Raw genomic sequence first — 16,058 nt, 5'->3', positions numbered from 1 at the left:
TGAGGGACGCCGGCTACTCATCTTTTTAACTGAAAACAATAATCTGTGTGTATCCGTATTGCTGATACCTTAATTTATTTTACTTCTTTAATAGAGATGGCATAACCTCCGCCTACGGCAGCTTTCAGGTTCAGCTTGGTTTTGTTAGTTACTTTCTTCTTTGTAATGGTGTATGCTTGCGGATTCTTATCCCAGCTTGCATCTTTAGCATCCGCATAAATGATTGCTTCATACTTCTTGTCAGGATCAAGGAAGTCAAGAGTCAGTTTCGACACATGTCCGTTATAACCTGCCGTACAACCAATAAACCAATCGCCTGTATTCTTAGCACGGCGGGCAATGGTAACATATTCTCCCGGTTCGGCTTCCAAGTATTTGGTTTCATCCCAGTCGATGGCTACATCTTTGATAAACTGGAAGGCATCCATGAAGCGTTCGTAGTTTTCAGGCACGTCGGCAGCCATTTGAAGCGGACTGTACATGGTTACGTAAAGTGCCAACTGGCGAGCCAATGTAGAACGCACATGTGATTTATTATTCGGGTTCATCTTACTGCAATCCATTTCAAAGATACCCGGCGTATAGTCCATCGGACCACCGATAAGACGGGTAAAGGGCAGGATGGTAGTATGGTTCACATTGTTTCCGCCGAATGATTCGTATTCGGTTCCGCGGGCAGATTCATTACCAATCAGGTTCGGATAAGTACGGCACAATCCGGTAGGACGTACTGCTTCGTGCGCATTGACCATAATCTTATAGTCGGCAGCTTTGGTTACGGCATAGAGATAGTGATTTACCATCCACTGGCCATAGTGATGTTCTCCGCGAGGGATGATGTCGCCTACGTAACCACTCTTTACAGAGCTGTATCCGTTGTCTACCATAAATTGATAAGCCTTGTCTAAATGGCGTTCATAGTTACGGACAGATGCCGATGTTTCGTGGTGCATTATCATTTCTATACCTTTGCTGGCAGCGTAACGATGGATTTCCTGTACGTCGAAGTCGGGATAAGGAGTTACGAAATCGAACACATAATCTTTGCTCTTTCCAAACCAGTCTTCCCATCCCTGATTCCATCCTTCCACCAATACGGCATCAAATCCGTGTTTGGCTGCGAAGTCGATATAGCGTTTCACGTTGGCTGTATTGGCAGAGTGTGTACCGTTCGGTTTGGTTTGCGAATAATCGGTTTCGCCCAGTTTCACACTGTATACATCGTTCGTATAAGCCCATGTACCTTTATTGGTTATCATGTCCCACCAAATTCCGATGTATTTTACCGGATGAATCCATGAAGTATCTTCAATCTTGCAAGGTTCGTTCAAGTTCAGTGTGATGCGTGAAGCAAGAATATTGCGGGCATCGTCACTTACGATGATGGTACGCCACGGCGAGTTACAGGGAGTCTGCATATATCCTTTGTCACCTCGTGCATCGGGAGTCAGCCATGATTCAAATACCAGATTCTTATCATCAAGGTTCAAGCTCATGCAGGCATAGTCTTTCAGGGCCGCTTCGTGAAGGTTGATGTATAACCCGTCATCGGTTTTCATCATCAACGCTGTCTGCACGCCGGTAGGCGAGAAAACATATTGAGAAGAATTTTCAGTTACGGCAGAGTCCATCTTTCCACGAATTTCCGAAAGGCGTGAAGTGGTATAGTCGTATTCCTGAGTGTCGTAATCTCCCGGAATCCAGAAAGCAGTATGGTCGCCCGTCATGGCAAACTGAGAGTGTTCTTCCTTGATAACGAAGTAGTTCAGATTTGCTTGCTGAGGAAATTCATAACGGAATCCCAACCCGTCATTAAACAAACGGAAACGGATTACGATGTAGCGGTCATTTGCCGGTTGTTCAAGCGTTACTGCCAATTCATTATAATGATTGCGGATTTCGCTTTCTTCTCCCCATACCGGACGCCATGTTTCATCGAAAGTCGACGTTTGCGTATCTTTTATCTTAAAACCTGTCATCAGATTCGTACGCCGGTCCACTCCCTCTTTTTGTTTCATTTCAGTCCATTCAAAACCAATTTTCTTTTCAGGGTCCTCGCGTTTCAGTTCCAATCCTAATGTACTGGGCTTGATTACGGGTTTATTTTTAAAAGTAAGCTCGTAAGTAGGGGCACCTTGAGCATTCAGACTGAAGTCCATTACCAGATTCCCATCCGGTGAAGTCAGCTTTTGTGCATCTGCGGCAAAAGCACAATAGCATAAAGCTACTAAGGTAAAGGTTTGTTTCAGGTTCATAATAGATTGTTTTAGGTATTACGATTAATGAATTATTAGCTTGTGATGCAAAATTAGATTTCTTGATAGCCTCTTTTTCGGACAAGGCTGAAAATATAAACCATTATAGATATTAAACAATTACTAATCAATTAATTAAAGCAGACACATGCCCATAGAAATATAAATGGTTTAGAAACAAATCAACAATGTTTCACGTTCTTTCAATGTCAGTTTTCCTGTAAGATTAACAGTTTTCCCACCCAAAACATCCACGGCTTGCGTCTTGGGCAGTATTTCTTTATACGGAGTGAGGTCAAGCTCTTTCTGTTGGTCGGTTCCATTCATGATAACTACCGCCGACTTACCGTTATATTCACGCTGGTAAACATAGATTCCGTTATTGATAGAATAATGTTTCAGCGTCCCTTTTCCAATCACTTCGTTCCCTTTGCGCCAGTTTAAAAGTTGACGGGTAAAGTCGAAAGCCTCGTTCTGTAAATCCGTACGCCCCTCGCGCACAAAGCTGTTTGTCGCATCACCTGTCCATCCGCCGGGAAAATCTTTACGCAACTCTCCGTCGCCATTCGCCTTGTCGCCTGTCATCAGTATCTCGGTGCCATAATAAATCTGGGGAATGCCGCGAGTGGTAAGCAGGAAGGTCATGGCTTGTTTATAACGGTTCAGGTTACGTGCCTTGTCATCGTTCGTAGTAAAACGAGAAGTATCGTGATTGTCGAAGAATATCAGCAAATTCATCGGATTGGCGTACACCAAGTCTTGTGTCTGATAATCGTACAACTTATATAAGCCGCCTCCCCAGTCACCGGTTTCTTCATCGAACGCCTGATTCATCAATGCCTGTAAAGGGAAATCCATCACCGTAGGCAGGTTAGAGTTTTTCGGGGCAGCCAGTTTGCTGTCTTTCTGCCAATAAGAAACCAATACGTTGCTGTTAAGCCACGTTTCACCTACAATATTAAAATAAGGATATTCATCGAGCACCTCTTTACACCATTGGCTCATGAAATCAAAGTCGGCATACGGGTGGGTATCCTGACGGATTCCGTTGATACCCGCATATTCTATCCACCAAATGCTGTTCTGAATCAAGTAACGAGCCACATGACGATTGCGTTGGTTCCAGTCGGGCATCACCGAAGCAAACCATCCGTCCGTAGCGATTTTCTTTTCATAGTTGCTGGCATGGATATCCATTACCGAAGCCGTTTTAAAAGAAGTAGGTACGTATTCGCCCTTGAAATTAAACCAATCTTTCGAGGGCATGTCTTTAAACAGATAGTTTTCGCTGCCGCAATGATTGAAAATCATATCCATAACAACTTTCAATCCTGCCTCATGAGCGCGTTCGGTCAACTGTTTAAATTCTTCATTCGTACCCAAACGCCTGTCTATCTGATAATAATCAGTGATGGCATATCCGTGGTAAGAACCTTCTTTCATATCATTTTCCTGTGTAGGATTCAGCCAAATGGCAGTAACTCCCAAGTCGGCGATGTAATCCAAATGGTCGGCAATGCCCTTCAGGTCTCCCCCGTGACGGGCATAAGCGTTCGTACGGTCCACTTTGTTTTCCAGCATACCTTCTATTACGTCATTGTCCGGATTTCCGTTGGCAAAGCGGTCGGGCATAATCAGGTAAAGTACATCTTCCGAGGTAAATCCCTTGATGTCCTCGCCCTTACGTACACGGCTTTTCAGTTCGTAAGGAATGGTTTCGGTCTTTTTCCCTTGTTTCAGCAGAATATCAAACTTCTGTGCTTTCGCCTCCGAGAGGTCAAGATAGAGCAGCAGGTAGTTCGGATTATCTTGCTTCACTACTTCTTTCAGCGTAACGTCTTGTCCCGATACGCTAACATCAGCCGAAGCAATGCGGTCTCCATACAATAAAATCTGTAATTCGGGATTTTTCATACCTGCCCACCAGTAAGTAGGAGCAATCTTCTTCATATTGACAGCATGAACTGTCTGGCACAACCCCAAATAGGCAAGTGCCGCCATTACGATAAGCCATTTATGTTTCATGATATAAGCGGTTAATGTTTTTCAAAGCAAAAGTAGATTGTTGAAAAAACTTTTTTTATCTTTGGAAATAAAATATAAATGCGTATAAACAATATTATTCAGATAATAAGGTATTTAGCTTGAGTTTAATGATGGGAAAATATAAATCAAACACTATCAGGAAGGCTTTGTGGAGAATATGGATTATTGCTCTGTTCACCCCAATATGGGCTTATGCCGAGTCACATTCGTACGACGGAATACTGAATGAACTGGACGAGGTTATAGCACGGAAGCATGAATACCGGGCAAAGCATGAACAAACCATAGCACAGCTCAAACAACAGTTGGTTGCCGAAACAGACAATGCTGAAAAGTACAAGCTGTGCGGCGAACTCTTTAACCTGTATCTGCACTATCAGGCTGATTCAGCCCTTCACTACGTAGAAGAAAAACAAAAATATGCTTCGGCTGTCTCTGACGAGGGAGTAGAAACCACACTGATCATCAACAGGGCAGACGCTATGGGGGTCATGGGAGCATATAACGAAGCACTGACGGAACTCCAAAAAATCAACCGCCAATCTATCACGCCTGAACTTCTGCTGTCTTACTATTATGCGTTACGCACATACTACGGATGGATGGCAGATTACACCATTGTAAACGAAGAAAAACAAAAATACATAGAAAAAACAGCATGTTACCGCGACTCGGTTTTGCTGCTTGTGCCTGAAGGGGCAAGCAAAAGCATCTCACTGGCAGAAAAGATGATTCTCGACTCGCAAGCAGAGCAAGCCATCCCCATCTTAAACAAAGCTTTATCGGAACCGCTCGACATGCGAGAAAAGGCGTACGTAAACTACACGCTGGCATTGGTGTATGAAACCAAAAACGATGTAGACATGCAGATTTATTACCTTGCACAAACAGCCATTCTCGACCTGACAGCTTCGGTACGCGAGTATGCCTCTCTGCAAAAATTGGCTCGCGTACTCTACCAACAAGGCAACATCGAACGAGCTTACGAATATCTGAGCTGCTCGATGGAAGATGCCGTGGCATGTAATGCCCGCTTACGTTTTTTAGAAGTAACGGAATATTATCCCATCATCGACCAAGCCTATTCGGAAAAAGAAGTCCAAGAAAAACGGATGGGATGGATTTTGTTCCTAACCGTCAGCATACTGGCAGTGGCACTGGTTATTTTAGCCTTATACCTATACCACGGAATGAAAAACCTGTCGCTGGTACGTCAACATTTATCGCTGACCAACGGACAACTGAAAGCAGTAAACGAGAAATTAGAGCAAACCGGAAAAATAAAGGAAGTCTACATTGCCCGCTACTTAGACCGCTGTGTAAGTTACCTGAACAAGCTGGAACAATACCGCCGTTCGCTTGAGAAACTGGCTATGGCATCGCGTATCGAAGAACTGTTTAAAGCCATCCGTTCGGAACAGTTCCTGCGCGACGAACGTAAAAATTTCTACACCGAATTTGATAAGTCGTTCTTGGAACTGTTTCCCAATTTCATCGAAGACTTCAACAACTTATTAACCGATGACGCCCAAATATACCCCAAGCCCAACGAACTGCTAAATACAGAGCTTCGTATTTTCGCCCTTATCCGTTTGGGAGTGACAGACGCCAACAGCATCGCCCATTTCCTCGGCTATTCACTCGCCACGGTATATAATTACCGCAGCAAGATTCGTAACAAAGCCAAAGGAGATAAAGAAAATTTTGAGCAAGAGGTGATGAAGCTGTAATATACTATTAAAATGCAGGCAGTGTAGTTTTACCTGTTTTCATGACCGGAAAACACAAGAAAACGCTACCGTTAGTGTTACTCATCCCATGCGGTAGCGTCGACCAATTCTATTCGGAAGACCGAGCGGTTCTACCGTTTGTGTTTTCTACGTTTTAAGCAAAGACTTAAATCATTAAAAATAAATACATTACAAATTCATCGTATCCAGAAAAATTTTTCATTCTTAGAGCCAATGGAATAAAAAGCTCATACCTGTTTGTTTCTTCACAATAGTTAAAAACATATCCCGTTCCTCCCAAAATCCATGCGGTAAAATTCAGTCTACCAATAAATAAAATACTGAAAAAGAGACAGAAACAAGAGGTTAAAACACCAATATTTCTTACAGCGGCATCAAAGATTTAACCGACTGCAAACATTCATATAAAAATTTGACTACCTTTGCAGGCAAAGCTAACTTATTTATATAGACAGAACGCCATGAATTTTTTAAGAAACACGTTGGTTACTACCGTATTGCTCGCCGGTACAGCACTGATTTCTTGCGGAAACAGTTCGAAGAAAGACAGTGGCTCAAGTGAAGAAACGACCGAAAACGAAACGATTATTACAGCTCCTGCTTTTTCTTCCGACAGTGCTTATCAGTATATAGCCGATCAGGTAGCTTTCGGACCGCGCGTGCCAAATACTCCGGCGCATAAAGCGTGTGGGGATTATCTGGCAAAACAGCTTGAAAGATTCGGGGCAAAGGTGTATAACCAGTCTGCCGACTTGATAGCTTACGATGGTACGATTTTAAAAGCACGGAATATCGTGGGAGTATATAATCCTGAAAACAAGAAGCGTGTATTGCTTTGCGCACATTGGGACAGCCGCCCGTATGCCGACCAAGACAAGGAAGAGAATCACCACCGTGCGATAGATGGGGCTAATGATGGGGCAAGCGGTGTGGGCGTATTGCTGGAAATTGCCCGTCAGATTCAGATGCAAGCTCCCGCAATAGGGATAGACATTGCTTTCTTCGATGCGGAAGATTACGGTATTCCGGAGTTTTACGAGGGCAGCTATAAACAGGATACGTGGTGTTTGGGTTCGCAATATTGGGGACGCATTCCGCACGTTACCAACTACAAGGCGCGTTTCGGGATTCTGCTTGACATGGTAGGCGGAAAAAATGCAACTTTCTATTACGAAGGTTATTCGAGCCGTACCGCAAACCGTGCCATGAAGAAAATCTGGAAGATGGCGGAACGTTTAGGATTCAGCAATTACTTCATAAAGAAAGATGGAGGAGAGGTTACCGACGACCACGTGTATGTAAACCAGTTACGACAATTTCCATGCGTAGACATTATCCATTACGACAGTGAAGGAAATACCGGCTTCAATCCTACATGGCATACGTTAAACGATAATCTTGAGCACATTGATAAATCAACGCTCCAAGCTGTAGGACAAACAGTGATGGGAGTCATTTATAACGAAAAATAATTTATTCTATCTGACAATGAAAACGATAAACGAATTACAAGATGAAGTTATCGAGGAGTTCAGCGACTTCGATGACTGGATGGATAAATATCAGTTGCTGATTGACTTGGGTAACGAACAAGAACCGCTCGACCCGAAATATAAAACAGAACAAAACCTGATAGACGGTTGCCAAAGCCGCGTATGGCTTCAGGCGGATTACATAGACGGAAACGTGGTATTTCAAGCCGAGAGCGACGCGCTGATAGTAAAAGGCATCATTGCCTTGCTTATCAAGGTGGTGTCGGGGCATACGCCGGACGAGATACTGAATTCCGACCTTTATTTCATTGAAAAAATAGGTTTAAAAGAACATTTGTCGCCCACGCGCAGCAACGGATTGCTGGCTATGGTAAAGCAAATCCGAATGTATGCTTTGGCGTTCAAGGCAAAACAAGGATAAAACGATAATCGCTGTTGTTTCCGGCTCTCTGAAAAACAACAGCGATTTTTGTTTGCTTTATACGATAAAAAGGCGTATTACTTGAGTTCTGTATATACAGCCGAAGGATGCTCTACCTGCCAGTTAATATTCAACGGATTATTCTGCATCCGCCATACGATGGGCAAACCTTCGTTATCCAATATCCACATCTCTCCGCCTTCGTTTTGGTCTACACAATGAAGCAACGGGAAACCTAACGCTTTGCTCTCTTTGTCTTTTAAAACGTAGGTTGTTTTATTGAATTGAAACATTCCTTGCTGTTTCAATTCCTTATAAGCCTTGCGAGACAAGACATACGCGGTTTCTTCGGGTACCAACAAACGGTTTACCCCGTCTTCGGGCTGAAGGAAACAGAGGCTGCTGCCTTGTTCTCTGCCTGCGGGCGTGGTGATGTAACTGCCCGACTGCCAGCGCAGGTTACGCAAAATCTTCCAGTTCAGATACAGCGTATCTTGCTTTTCATGAAATGCCATCTGATATTTCCGGGTCTGTCCGTGTAGCTTAAAAACAAACAGCAATGTGTCTGGCATCACATTCTGCGCTGCCCAACAACCCACACTTGCTCCCATTGCCAACCATAATAACAGAATATATTTTCTCATCATTCTTTTTTGTTTAATTGTTCAACCCTAATTCGTTTCCCCATGCTCCGGGACGGTCTCCCATAACCAACACCAATTCACCGCCAGCCATTAAGTCTTTATGGCGCAAAGCCGAATACGGATAATCTTTACCGTTGAGAGTAACAGACTGAATATAACAGTTCGTATCCGATAAGTTCCGGGCTATGATTTTAAATTGTTTTCTGTTGCTCAAATAGAAAGTGGTCTCCTCCAATAACGGAGCATGGATAAGGTAATAATCTTGTCCGGCGTTGGGGTACAAGCCTATCATGTGGAAAGCCAACCATGAAGACATGGCACCTGAATCGTCATTACCGGGCAACCCCATCGGAGTGTCATTATAATTATCGGCGATGATTTGACGGATACGTTCACCGCTTCGCCACGGTTTCCCTATCCAATGGTAGAGACAAGGAGTAAGGAATGAAGGCTCATTGTTGACATTGAAGAAGCCATCGTCGAAAAAGATATCCAGACGTTTTTCAAACGCTTCGCTGCCTCCGCATTGCGCTATCAGCCCCGGAACATCGTGCGGAATACTGAGCGAATACTCCCATGAACTGGCTTCGTAGAAAAACATATCCCACCACGGCGTGTACCACGGACCTTCAAACGTAACAGGTGTATAAGTAAACGTAGGTTTCTGCAACTTTGAATTTCCGAACGGTAATTGGTCGAGCCAGTTTCCGTCGGCATCGCGGGGCATGATAAATCCTTTTACTCCGGCATGTTCGTAATCGCTGCGCCATAAGTTTTTCCAGTTGCCGGATTGTTTCAGATACTCCTGATACAAGTCTTCTTTACCCAATCCGCGGGCTACCTGAGCGATGGCGTAATCGCAATATGAGTATTCTATTGTACGGTTTCCGGCACGTGGAATCCCGTAAGGTATGTATCCCAATTCTCTGTAAGGCACTAAACCGCCTCTTCCTTCGGCTTCCTCATTGCCTCCGGGCGGAACAGTGGCATCTTTCAACATGGCTTGCAGTGCCTGTTCATAATCTATCCCTCTCAGCCCTTTAACGAAAGCATCGGCAATTACGATTTCTGCGTTCGAACCGCCCTGCGTCCGCCCGTTGCAGTTTCCACTACGGGCATCGGGCATATATCCGTCTCGTTTATAAATATTTACCAACGAGCGTATGATATCTACTTCCCGCTGCGGATCGATAAGCGTAATCAAAGGAGAGGAAGTACGATACGTATCCCAAATAGCATAGAAATCATCGTAATAAGGTTCAGGGTCGTTCCACAGCGGATTTTCACCCGTTCGGTCGACAGGCATCAACATGGTGTGATACAAGGCTGTGTAAAACATCCTTTTCTGTGCTTCGGGAGTACGGGGAGATATTTGGATGGTACGGAACAGTTGTTCCCACTGACGTACCAAATCACGGCGTACGGTTTCAAACGACCAATGCGGTATGTTGGCATGTGCGTTTACCTGAGCACGGCGTGAACTGATAAAAGAAATACCTACTTTTACTTGTACCACCGTATCCGAGTCGGCAAAACGCAGCAACGCACCTGTTTTTTCGTACGAATCATACTGATATACATCATTCGTAATGCGGTCTCCTTTCCATGTGGCCGACTTGACGAACGGTTTATCTGTTTCAGCATAAAAATACACAGTATAAGCACGTCCGTTATTCCACCCGCCTCGTATGCGTGTATAACCTGCCACTTCCCGGTCGGAAAGGATTTCAATCTCCGACCCTACGAATTGCTGTGCTTCGCGGGCATCGGGTACAGGACTTTCGCCCAAAAAGAATCCGGCATCGATGGCGAGCGATTTCAAAGAATCTGCAGGATAAGTAAAACGATAAAAAGAGGCTCGCATGGCAGTAGTTATCTCGGTACGAATACCGCTCTGCTTAAAGCGTGTATCGTAATATCCCAACCGGATGTTCTCGTATTCCCGATAATCAATGTGTTCTGTTCTGTCCATCCCTGACCCGAAAGGAATTATCAACACATTGCCATACTTGGGTCCGCCTCCTGTTCCGCTGACATGTACCTGCGCGAATCCGTTGACCTGTTCAGGCATGGGCAACCATCCGCTATTGGGATGAACCGTGCAGTCGGGCGAGGGCTTCACCATCCCGAACGGACAGGAAGGACCGACAAACACACGCCCTAACCCTTCAGAGCCGATACGTGGATCGACATACTCCGATAACAATTCACCTTGAAATGTTTGTGCCGACATCGAAGTCAGCAACATCCCAAACAACGCAACCAAAACATAAAATTTCCTCATGACATCTTATTCTGTGTATAAAAACAAAAGCTGTGTCAAGAGGAACATAGCGTACCGCCTAACACAGCTCTAAAATATACTTTTTCCCGGAAATAAACAACCCATACGGATGATTAATCACAACCATCGGTGGGTTACCATCCGAATAGTACATTTCTGTTTCAAAAAACTACCGCATAAACCATATAAAACTACCGCATGAGTTCAGGTAAACATGCGGTAGTTTTAAAGGATTCATCCGCTACCATTTTAACCGCGCTTGAAATTGTAAATCATACTTCTTATTTCCCATGATTTCTTCCGCACCCGAACCGATTCTATCGCGATCGGAATAGTTTGTCATGCCCCACTTTGCCTGAATTATCAACCGCTTGTTAACAGCATAACGCAGATTGACTGCCATCCGCAAACCTTCCCCGTAAAATGAAGTCATCGAAAAAGCATACAGCAAACCGGGTTCGTACATATATACACGCGAACTGTAATCGGACGTTTTAAACCAAACGCCACTGAGTACAGCTTGAACAGGAAATCGTTTCCATCCCGTTTTAACCGTACCTCCCAAAGCCAGTCCGTGGGAAACCGACTGCTTCCAGCGAGAAGAATGAACATATTCAACCACTGTTTTCAACAAGGTTTGTTCATTCGGCGAATACGTCAGTTGACAGTGTAAACGCTGGCGTATATCAGGTATCACATACTTGGAATCAGAAGGCGATGTATAGTTTTTCGCTTTATTCTTATAACCGTATTTTATTAACATTGACAGTGAATTTACCGGTGAATAACTCAGTTGAAATACTCCTTCCATTCCTACGGTTTTATCTTTATCTACTTGATATTTCCGATAAGGGAAATAAAAAAAATCGGCATAACATAATAGTTTAACCCGACTAAATAAATTGGTTTCCAATCCGATATAAATACCCGCTTCATTTTGAATTCTTGAATTCTCGGAAAAAGCATTTGCATAAATCGACTGATAACGCTTATCGTAATAACGGTTGATAAGTGTAAAAACAGTATTAACCGATGGTGAATAACTTAAAGCCGACAGTGTAGCTAAACTTCCTTGCTTATCAACAGCCGTTTCGCCGGAAAAAATAAATTTGTGGAAAAAGAATTTGTAGAATATCCCCATATTATAAAAATCCCTACCGCGAGGATAGTAACGATTATACGGACGAAAGTCGGGATTTAATGGCATGTTAAAAATATTATAAACAGCAGTTAATCCGTATTCAACATATTTGCCATTATAAGTTAAATTACTGCCTACCAAATGATTACTAATAGTATTCTTTTTATCTATATCTGATTTCAACCGATGATATCCATCCGTTTTCAACGAGTTTATAAACAGATTATCCACACGAGCATCTTGGTTTCGGAAAGAATACCAAGCCGATAAATTCCATTTCGCAGATAAGCGGTAAGTTGCTCCAATGCCTTGCAGGTAGTTAGCTTCATTCACGGAAGTATATTTACCGATACCGCTTCCGTATCTGTGGATATTGTTTCTATTTCCTGACTTTCCAAAACTGAATCCGGTGTTCATAACCAATCCATAACCAAAGCTTACTTTATAATTTCCTGCCACCAATGTTTTCAACTGCTTTATATCCTGCAAAAACACGTATGCCGAATAAAAGTCATATCCTTTCCGATTATACAACTTAAAGAATGGTTCGCCTGCATCTTTTTCAGCCGTAAATCCTATAAACACTTGATTACGATACTGAAACCTATACCGAAGGTTATGATAAAACGCATCGCCATAATATTTCTTGTTTGGGCTTTCTGCAAGTTCTTCCGGAGGATAAGGCGCATATCCTGCTTTCTTGTTTAATGGGATATCAATACGTGTTAATAACTCTTGTTTGTTATATTTCAACAGATTCTTCAAGGTCAACTTCTGTTTATTTTCGGTAGTTTCTCCTACATAAATAAACTGCCGCAATAAATTCTGTGTCTGATAATCCATTCCTTCTATTCCCCATAACTCGTTTTCACTTTTTATCGGATTATACTTATATACGTAATACAAGATGTTTTCAATAAGTCTGTCGGATAAAAACGGAAGCTGTTCAAGCTGTTCTTTAGTAACCGTATTGATGTTAAAAGGATGTTCAGCCAGTTCACTCAGTTCTTCATAATGTTCTTGCCAGTAAGCCAAATCCTTTTCATTATCTACATACGTTTCCCAAGCCGTTACTTCAGATTGAGCCAACAAGGTTGTCAACACACAATTACTTAATATCCAAAAGATAATTATACTTTTCAACATACTGTTTATATTATTGTCAACATCCGTTTATACGTTAAATATTCATAGCAAATCACCATCCAACCATTATTATTTCTATTTTTGCGAAGATGAAAAAAGGTATCTGCATAATCCTCTTGTTTCTCGTTGCTTTCTTAGTAAAGGCAAACGCGCAACAGCAATCTCCAACGCATGAAGGAAAGACTTATTACAGAGTTCCTGCCTACGTATATAATGGAGATACTATACCTCATATAACGTTAAGAACGGTTTATATATACCCTGAGCTGAAATTTAAAAACAAAAGGGAAAGAAGATATTACAATAAACTGGTGCGCGATGTGAAAAAGACACTTCCTTTGGCAAAAGAGGTAAGGCGTGCCGTTATCGAAACATACGAGTATTTAGAAACATTACCTGATGATAAAGCACGCGAACAACACATCAAGGCGGTAGAGAAGGGCTTAAAGAAGCAATATATGCCTAAAATGAAGAAATTGACATTCGCACAGGGCAAGTTGTTGATAAAGTTGGTTAACCGAGAATGCAACCAGTCTTCTTTTCAGTTAGTGAAAGCCTTCATGGGACCTTTTAAAGCGGGATTTTATCAAACATTTGCGGCTCTCTTCGGAGCGAGCCTGAAAAAAGAATATCATCCGGAAGATGAAGACCGGATGATAGAACGGGTAGCCACATTGGTAGAAAACGGACAGTTATAACTTCCTTATCATAAACCAATTAACAAGTTATCAACACACTTATCAGCTACGGAATCCGATTAGTTTATTTGCAAACTCCCACAATACAATGCCTGCCGTAACCGATACGTTCAGCGAATGTTTGGTTCCGTATTGAGGGATTTCGATACATCCGTCGCATTGGTTTACCACCTCCTGCTGCACTCCTTTTACTTCGTTGCCCAATACTACGGCATATTTTTTCCCGGGTTCTAAATTCAGTTTATCCAGCATCGTGCTGCCTTCGCATTGCTCAATGGCTAACACCGTATATCCGTCTTCATGCAACTGGCGCACAGCTTCTTGAGTATGTTTGAAATAATGCCAGTCTACGGTATATTCAGCTCCCAGTGCGGTTTTGTGCATTTCCGGATGCGGGGGAGTGGCTGTTATTCCACACAGGTAGATGCTTTGTATCAGGAAAGCGTCTGAAGTACGGAACACGGCTCCTATATTATGCAGGCTGCGCACTTCGTCTAATACCACTATCAAAGGAAGTTTTTCGGCTTCCTTAAACTCTTCCGCCGTCAAGCGGTTCATTTCCGTTACCTTGAGTTTTCTTAATTCCGACATACAATCATTAAAATCCGTTTCTGCCGACAAAGATAGCGAAGTATATTAATAACCCTGTGGAAAACGGTTGAAAAGGTGTAAAAAACAAGCGCAAAGAAAATGAAAACTATTTCTTGCATTATCCGATAAAAGCATTATACCTGCTTCATAATCAACTTACCAAAAAAGTTAGCAAAAAAGTTTCATCACGGGTTTAAACAGATTTTTGAAGCAAAAAAGAAAGAGTGTAAACAGAAAGTTTTTAACTTTGTGCGGTTATCAACTAATTGTTAATAATGATAGTAAAAACAATATTATCAGATAGTAAGAGTGTTTATTAAAGATTAATATCTCAAGGCTTATTATTCATAACAGAAAAAGCAAAGAATACGGATGTTTTTTACTAACATCATTAACAGGCAATCATTAGTATCATAGATTTCTTTTAAAAAGAAGAAAAAATATAATCTAATAATGAAAAAAGAAGAATGGTTGAAAAAGGGATATGTCGATGAACCGGTAGAAGAGGGTATCGATTTGAAAGCGGAAATATCCCGACTGAAGAAAGAAAAGAATGCGGTGGTATTGGGGCACTACTACCAAGCCGACGAAATTCAGGAGATAGCCGATTTCATCGGCGACAGTCTGGCTTTGGCGCAGTGGGCTGCCAAGACGGATGCAAGTATTATTGTGATGTGCGGGGTTCACTTTATGGGTGAAACGGCAAAGATTTTGTGTCCCGACAAGAAAGTGTTGATTCCCGACTTGAATGCCGGTTGTTCGTTGGCGGATAGTTGTCCCGACGATAAGTTTGCACGTTTTATCGAAGAGCATCCCGGCCATACGGTTATTTCATACGTAAATACCAGTGCGGCGGTAAAAGCATTGACCGACGTGGTGGTAACGTCTACCAATGCAAAACAAATCGTAGAGAGTTTTCCGGAAGATCAGAAGATTATTTTCGGTCCGGATAAGAATCTGGGAAATTATATCAATTCGATTACGGGACGGAGCATGTTGCTGTGGGATGGTGCCTGCCATGTGCATGAAAAATTTTCGGTCGAGAAGATTCTGCAACTGAAAGAGCAGTACCCCGATGCCGATGTATTGGTTCATCCCGAATGCAAAGGAGCGGTGGCCAAACTTGCCGACAAGGTAGCATCGACGGCAGGTCTGCTGAAACACGCTATGGCAAGCAGCAAGAAAGATTTTATTGTGGCTACGGAAAGCGGTATTTTGTTTGAAATGCGCAAAAAGTGTCCGCAGAAGAATTTTATACCGGTTCCGCCCGAAGACAGTACCTGTGCTTGCAACGAATGTAATTTCATGCGTCTGAACACGTTGAAAAAACTTTATAATACGCTGAAATACGAATGGCCGGAAGTAGTGGTCGATAAAGACATTGCCCAAAAAGCTGTCCGTCCGATTCGGAGGATGCTGGAAATATCTGAAAAATTAGGTTTGTAATCTTTAAAACATGTTATAAAACACGGTTTTGAAGCGGATTTATTTGCACTGTAATCAAAAGTCCGTATCTTTGTACTGTGTTTTTCATAGTATTAGATTTAAGGTTAACAAAAGGTTGGAGTACAGCGGTACTCCTTTTTTT

Annotated in this window: 11 protein-coding genes; 5 read left to right on the top strand and 6 right to left on the bottom strand. The window is 42.6% G+C overall.

The features are described from left to right. Positions 1-74: 74 nt before the first annotated feature. The gene (locus tag H9626_RS07745; protein ID WP_191710122.1) at positions 75-2,255 is read right to left on the bottom strand and encodes a glycoside hydrolase family 97 protein; all 2,181 of its coding nucleotides are present in this window, start codon (positions 2,253-2,255) and stop codon (positions 75-77) included. Positions 2,256-2,426: 171 nt separating this feature from the next. Next, on the bottom strand, positions 2,427-4,280 hold the full coding sequence (locus H9626_RS07740; RefSeq protein ID WP_178255586.1) for a glycoside hydrolase family 13 protein: 1,854 nt from the start codon (positions 4,278-4,280) through the stop codon (positions 2,427-2,429). A gap of 128 nt (positions 4,281-4,408) precedes the next feature. On the opposite strand from H9626_RS07740, the gene susR reads away from it, so the two are divergent. The 3 genes from susR (at position 4,409) to H9626_RS07725 (ending at position 7,966) form a co-directional block, all read left to right on the top strand. Then, positions 4,409-6,031 carry a SusR family glycan utilization regulator gene (gene susR / locus H9626_RS07735; RefSeq protein ID WP_225230925.1) on the top strand — a complete coding sequence of 541 codons (1,623 nt, stop codon included), beginning with the start codon at positions 4,409-4,411 and terminating at the stop codon, positions 6,029-6,031. Positions 6,032-6,513: 482 nt separating this feature from the next. Continuing rightward, a complete protein-coding gene (locus H9626_RS07730; RefSeq protein ID WP_191710121.1) occupies positions 6,514-7,524 on the top strand; it encodes a M20 family metallopeptidase in 1,011 nt (336 codons plus the stop codon). A 16-nt stretch (positions 7,525-7,540) separates the two neighbouring features. Beyond that, on the top strand, positions 7,541-7,966 hold the full coding sequence (locus H9626_RS07725) for a SufE family protein (RefSeq protein WP_178255584.1): 426 nt from the start codon (positions 7,541-7,543) through the stop codon (positions 7,964-7,966). Positions 7,967-8,043: 77 nt separating this feature from the next. On the opposite strand, the gene H9626_RS07720 is transcribed toward H9626_RS07725, so the two are convergent. The 3 genes from H9626_RS07720 to H9626_RS07710 all read right to left on the bottom strand — a co-directional run bounded on the left by H9626_RS07720 (position 8,044) and on the right by H9626_RS07710 (position 13,181). Continuing rightward, on the bottom strand, positions 8,044-8,613 hold the full coding sequence (locus H9626_RS07720; RefSeq protein WP_191710120.1) for a hypothetical protein: 570 nt from the start codon (positions 8,611-8,613) through the stop codon (positions 8,044-8,046). A gap of 10 nt (positions 8,614-8,623) precedes the next feature. Continuing rightward, positions 8,624-10,894, bottom strand: coding sequence for a GH92 family glycosyl hydrolase (locus tag H9626_RS07715; RefSeq protein WP_191710119.1), 2,271 nt, complete (start codon positions 10,892-10,894; stop codon positions 8,624-8,626). 241 nt (positions 10,895-11,135) lie between these two features. Then, positions 11,136-13,181: a helix-hairpin-helix domain-containing protein gene (locus tag H9626_RS07710; protein ID WP_191710118.1), complete on the bottom strand. Its 2,046-nt coding sequence runs from the start codon at positions 13,179-13,181 to the stop codon at positions 11,136-11,138. Positions 13,182-13,270: 89 nt separating this feature from the next. Between H9626_RS07710 and H9626_RS07705 the strand changes: the two genes are divergently transcribed. Further along, entirely contained in the window at positions 13,271-13,879 is a 609-nt protein-coding gene (locus H9626_RS07705; RefSeq protein ID WP_178255580.1) for a DUF4294 domain-containing protein, read from the top strand. Between the two features lie 42 nt (positions 13,880-13,921). On the opposite strand, the gene H9626_RS07700 is transcribed toward H9626_RS07705, so the two are convergent. Further along, complete coding sequence (locus H9626_RS07700) at positions 13,922-14,470, bottom strand: RNA methyltransferase (RefSeq protein ID WP_178255579.1); 549 nt, start codon at positions 14,468-14,470, stop codon at positions 13,922-13,924. A 453-nt stretch (positions 14,471-14,923) separates the two neighbouring features. Here H9626_RS07700 and nadA point away from each other — a divergent pair, with 453 nt between their 5' ends. Continuing rightward, on the top strand, positions 14,924-15,916 hold the full coding sequence (nadA, locus tag H9626_RS07695) for a quinolinate synthase NadA (RefSeq protein WP_178255578.1): 993 nt from the start codon (positions 14,924-14,926) through the stop codon (positions 15,914-15,916). The last annotated feature ends 142 nt before the right edge of the window (positions 15,917-16,058 follow it).

Origin of the sequence: Phocaeicola faecium, from assembly GCF_014837055.1 — a bacterium.
In the GTDB taxonomy this organism is placed as follows: Bacteria; Bacteroidota; Bacteroidia; order Bacteroidales; family Bacteroidaceae; genus Phocaeicola; species Phocaeicola gallinarum.
The sequence above is the reverse complement of the archived record's forward strand: the minus strand, read 5'-3'. Positions and strand labels throughout refer to the sequence as shown.

Coding starts and splice junctions, on each gene's coding strand:
- H9626_RS07745 (WP_191710122.1), bottom strand. CDS start 2,255: ATGAACCTGAAACAAACCTTTACCTTAGTAGCTTTATGCTATTGTGCT.
- H9626_RS07710 (WP_191710118.1), bottom strand. CDS start 13,181: ATGTTGAAAAGTATAATTATCTTTTGGATATTAAGTAATTGTGTGTTG.
- H9626_RS07725 (WP_178255584.1), top strand. CDS start 7,541: ATGAAAACGATAAACGAATTACAAGATGAAGTTATCGAGGAGTTCAGC.
- nadA (WP_178255578.1), top strand. CDS start 14,924: ATGAAAAAAGAAGAATGGTTGAAAAAGGGATATGTCGATGAACCGGTA.
- H9626_RS07730 (WP_191710121.1), top strand. CDS start 6,514: ATGAATTTTTTAAGAAACACGTTGGTTACTACCGTATTGCTCGCCGGT.
- H9626_RS07705 (WP_178255580.1), top strand. CDS start 13,271: ATGAAAAAAGGTATCTGCATAATCCTCTTGTTTCTCGTTGCTTTCTTA.
- H9626_RS07740 (WP_178255586.1), bottom strand. CDS start 4,280: ATGAAACATAAATGGCTTATCGTAATGGCGGCACTTGCCTATTTGGGG.
- H9626_RS07715 (WP_191710119.1), bottom strand. CDS start 10,894: ATGAGGAAATTTTATGTTTTGGTTGCGTTGTTTGGGATGTTGCTGACT.
- H9626_RS07700 (WP_178255579.1), bottom strand. CDS start 14,470: ATGTCGGAATTAAGAAAACTCAAGGTAACGGAAATGAACCGCTTGACG.
- H9626_RS07720 (WP_191710120.1), bottom strand. CDS start 8,613: ATGATGAGAAAATATATTCTGTTATTATGGTTGGCAATGGGAGCAAGT.
- susR (WP_225230925.1), top strand. CDS start 4,409: ATGATGGGAAAATATAAATCAAACACTATCAGGAAGGCTTTGTGGAGA.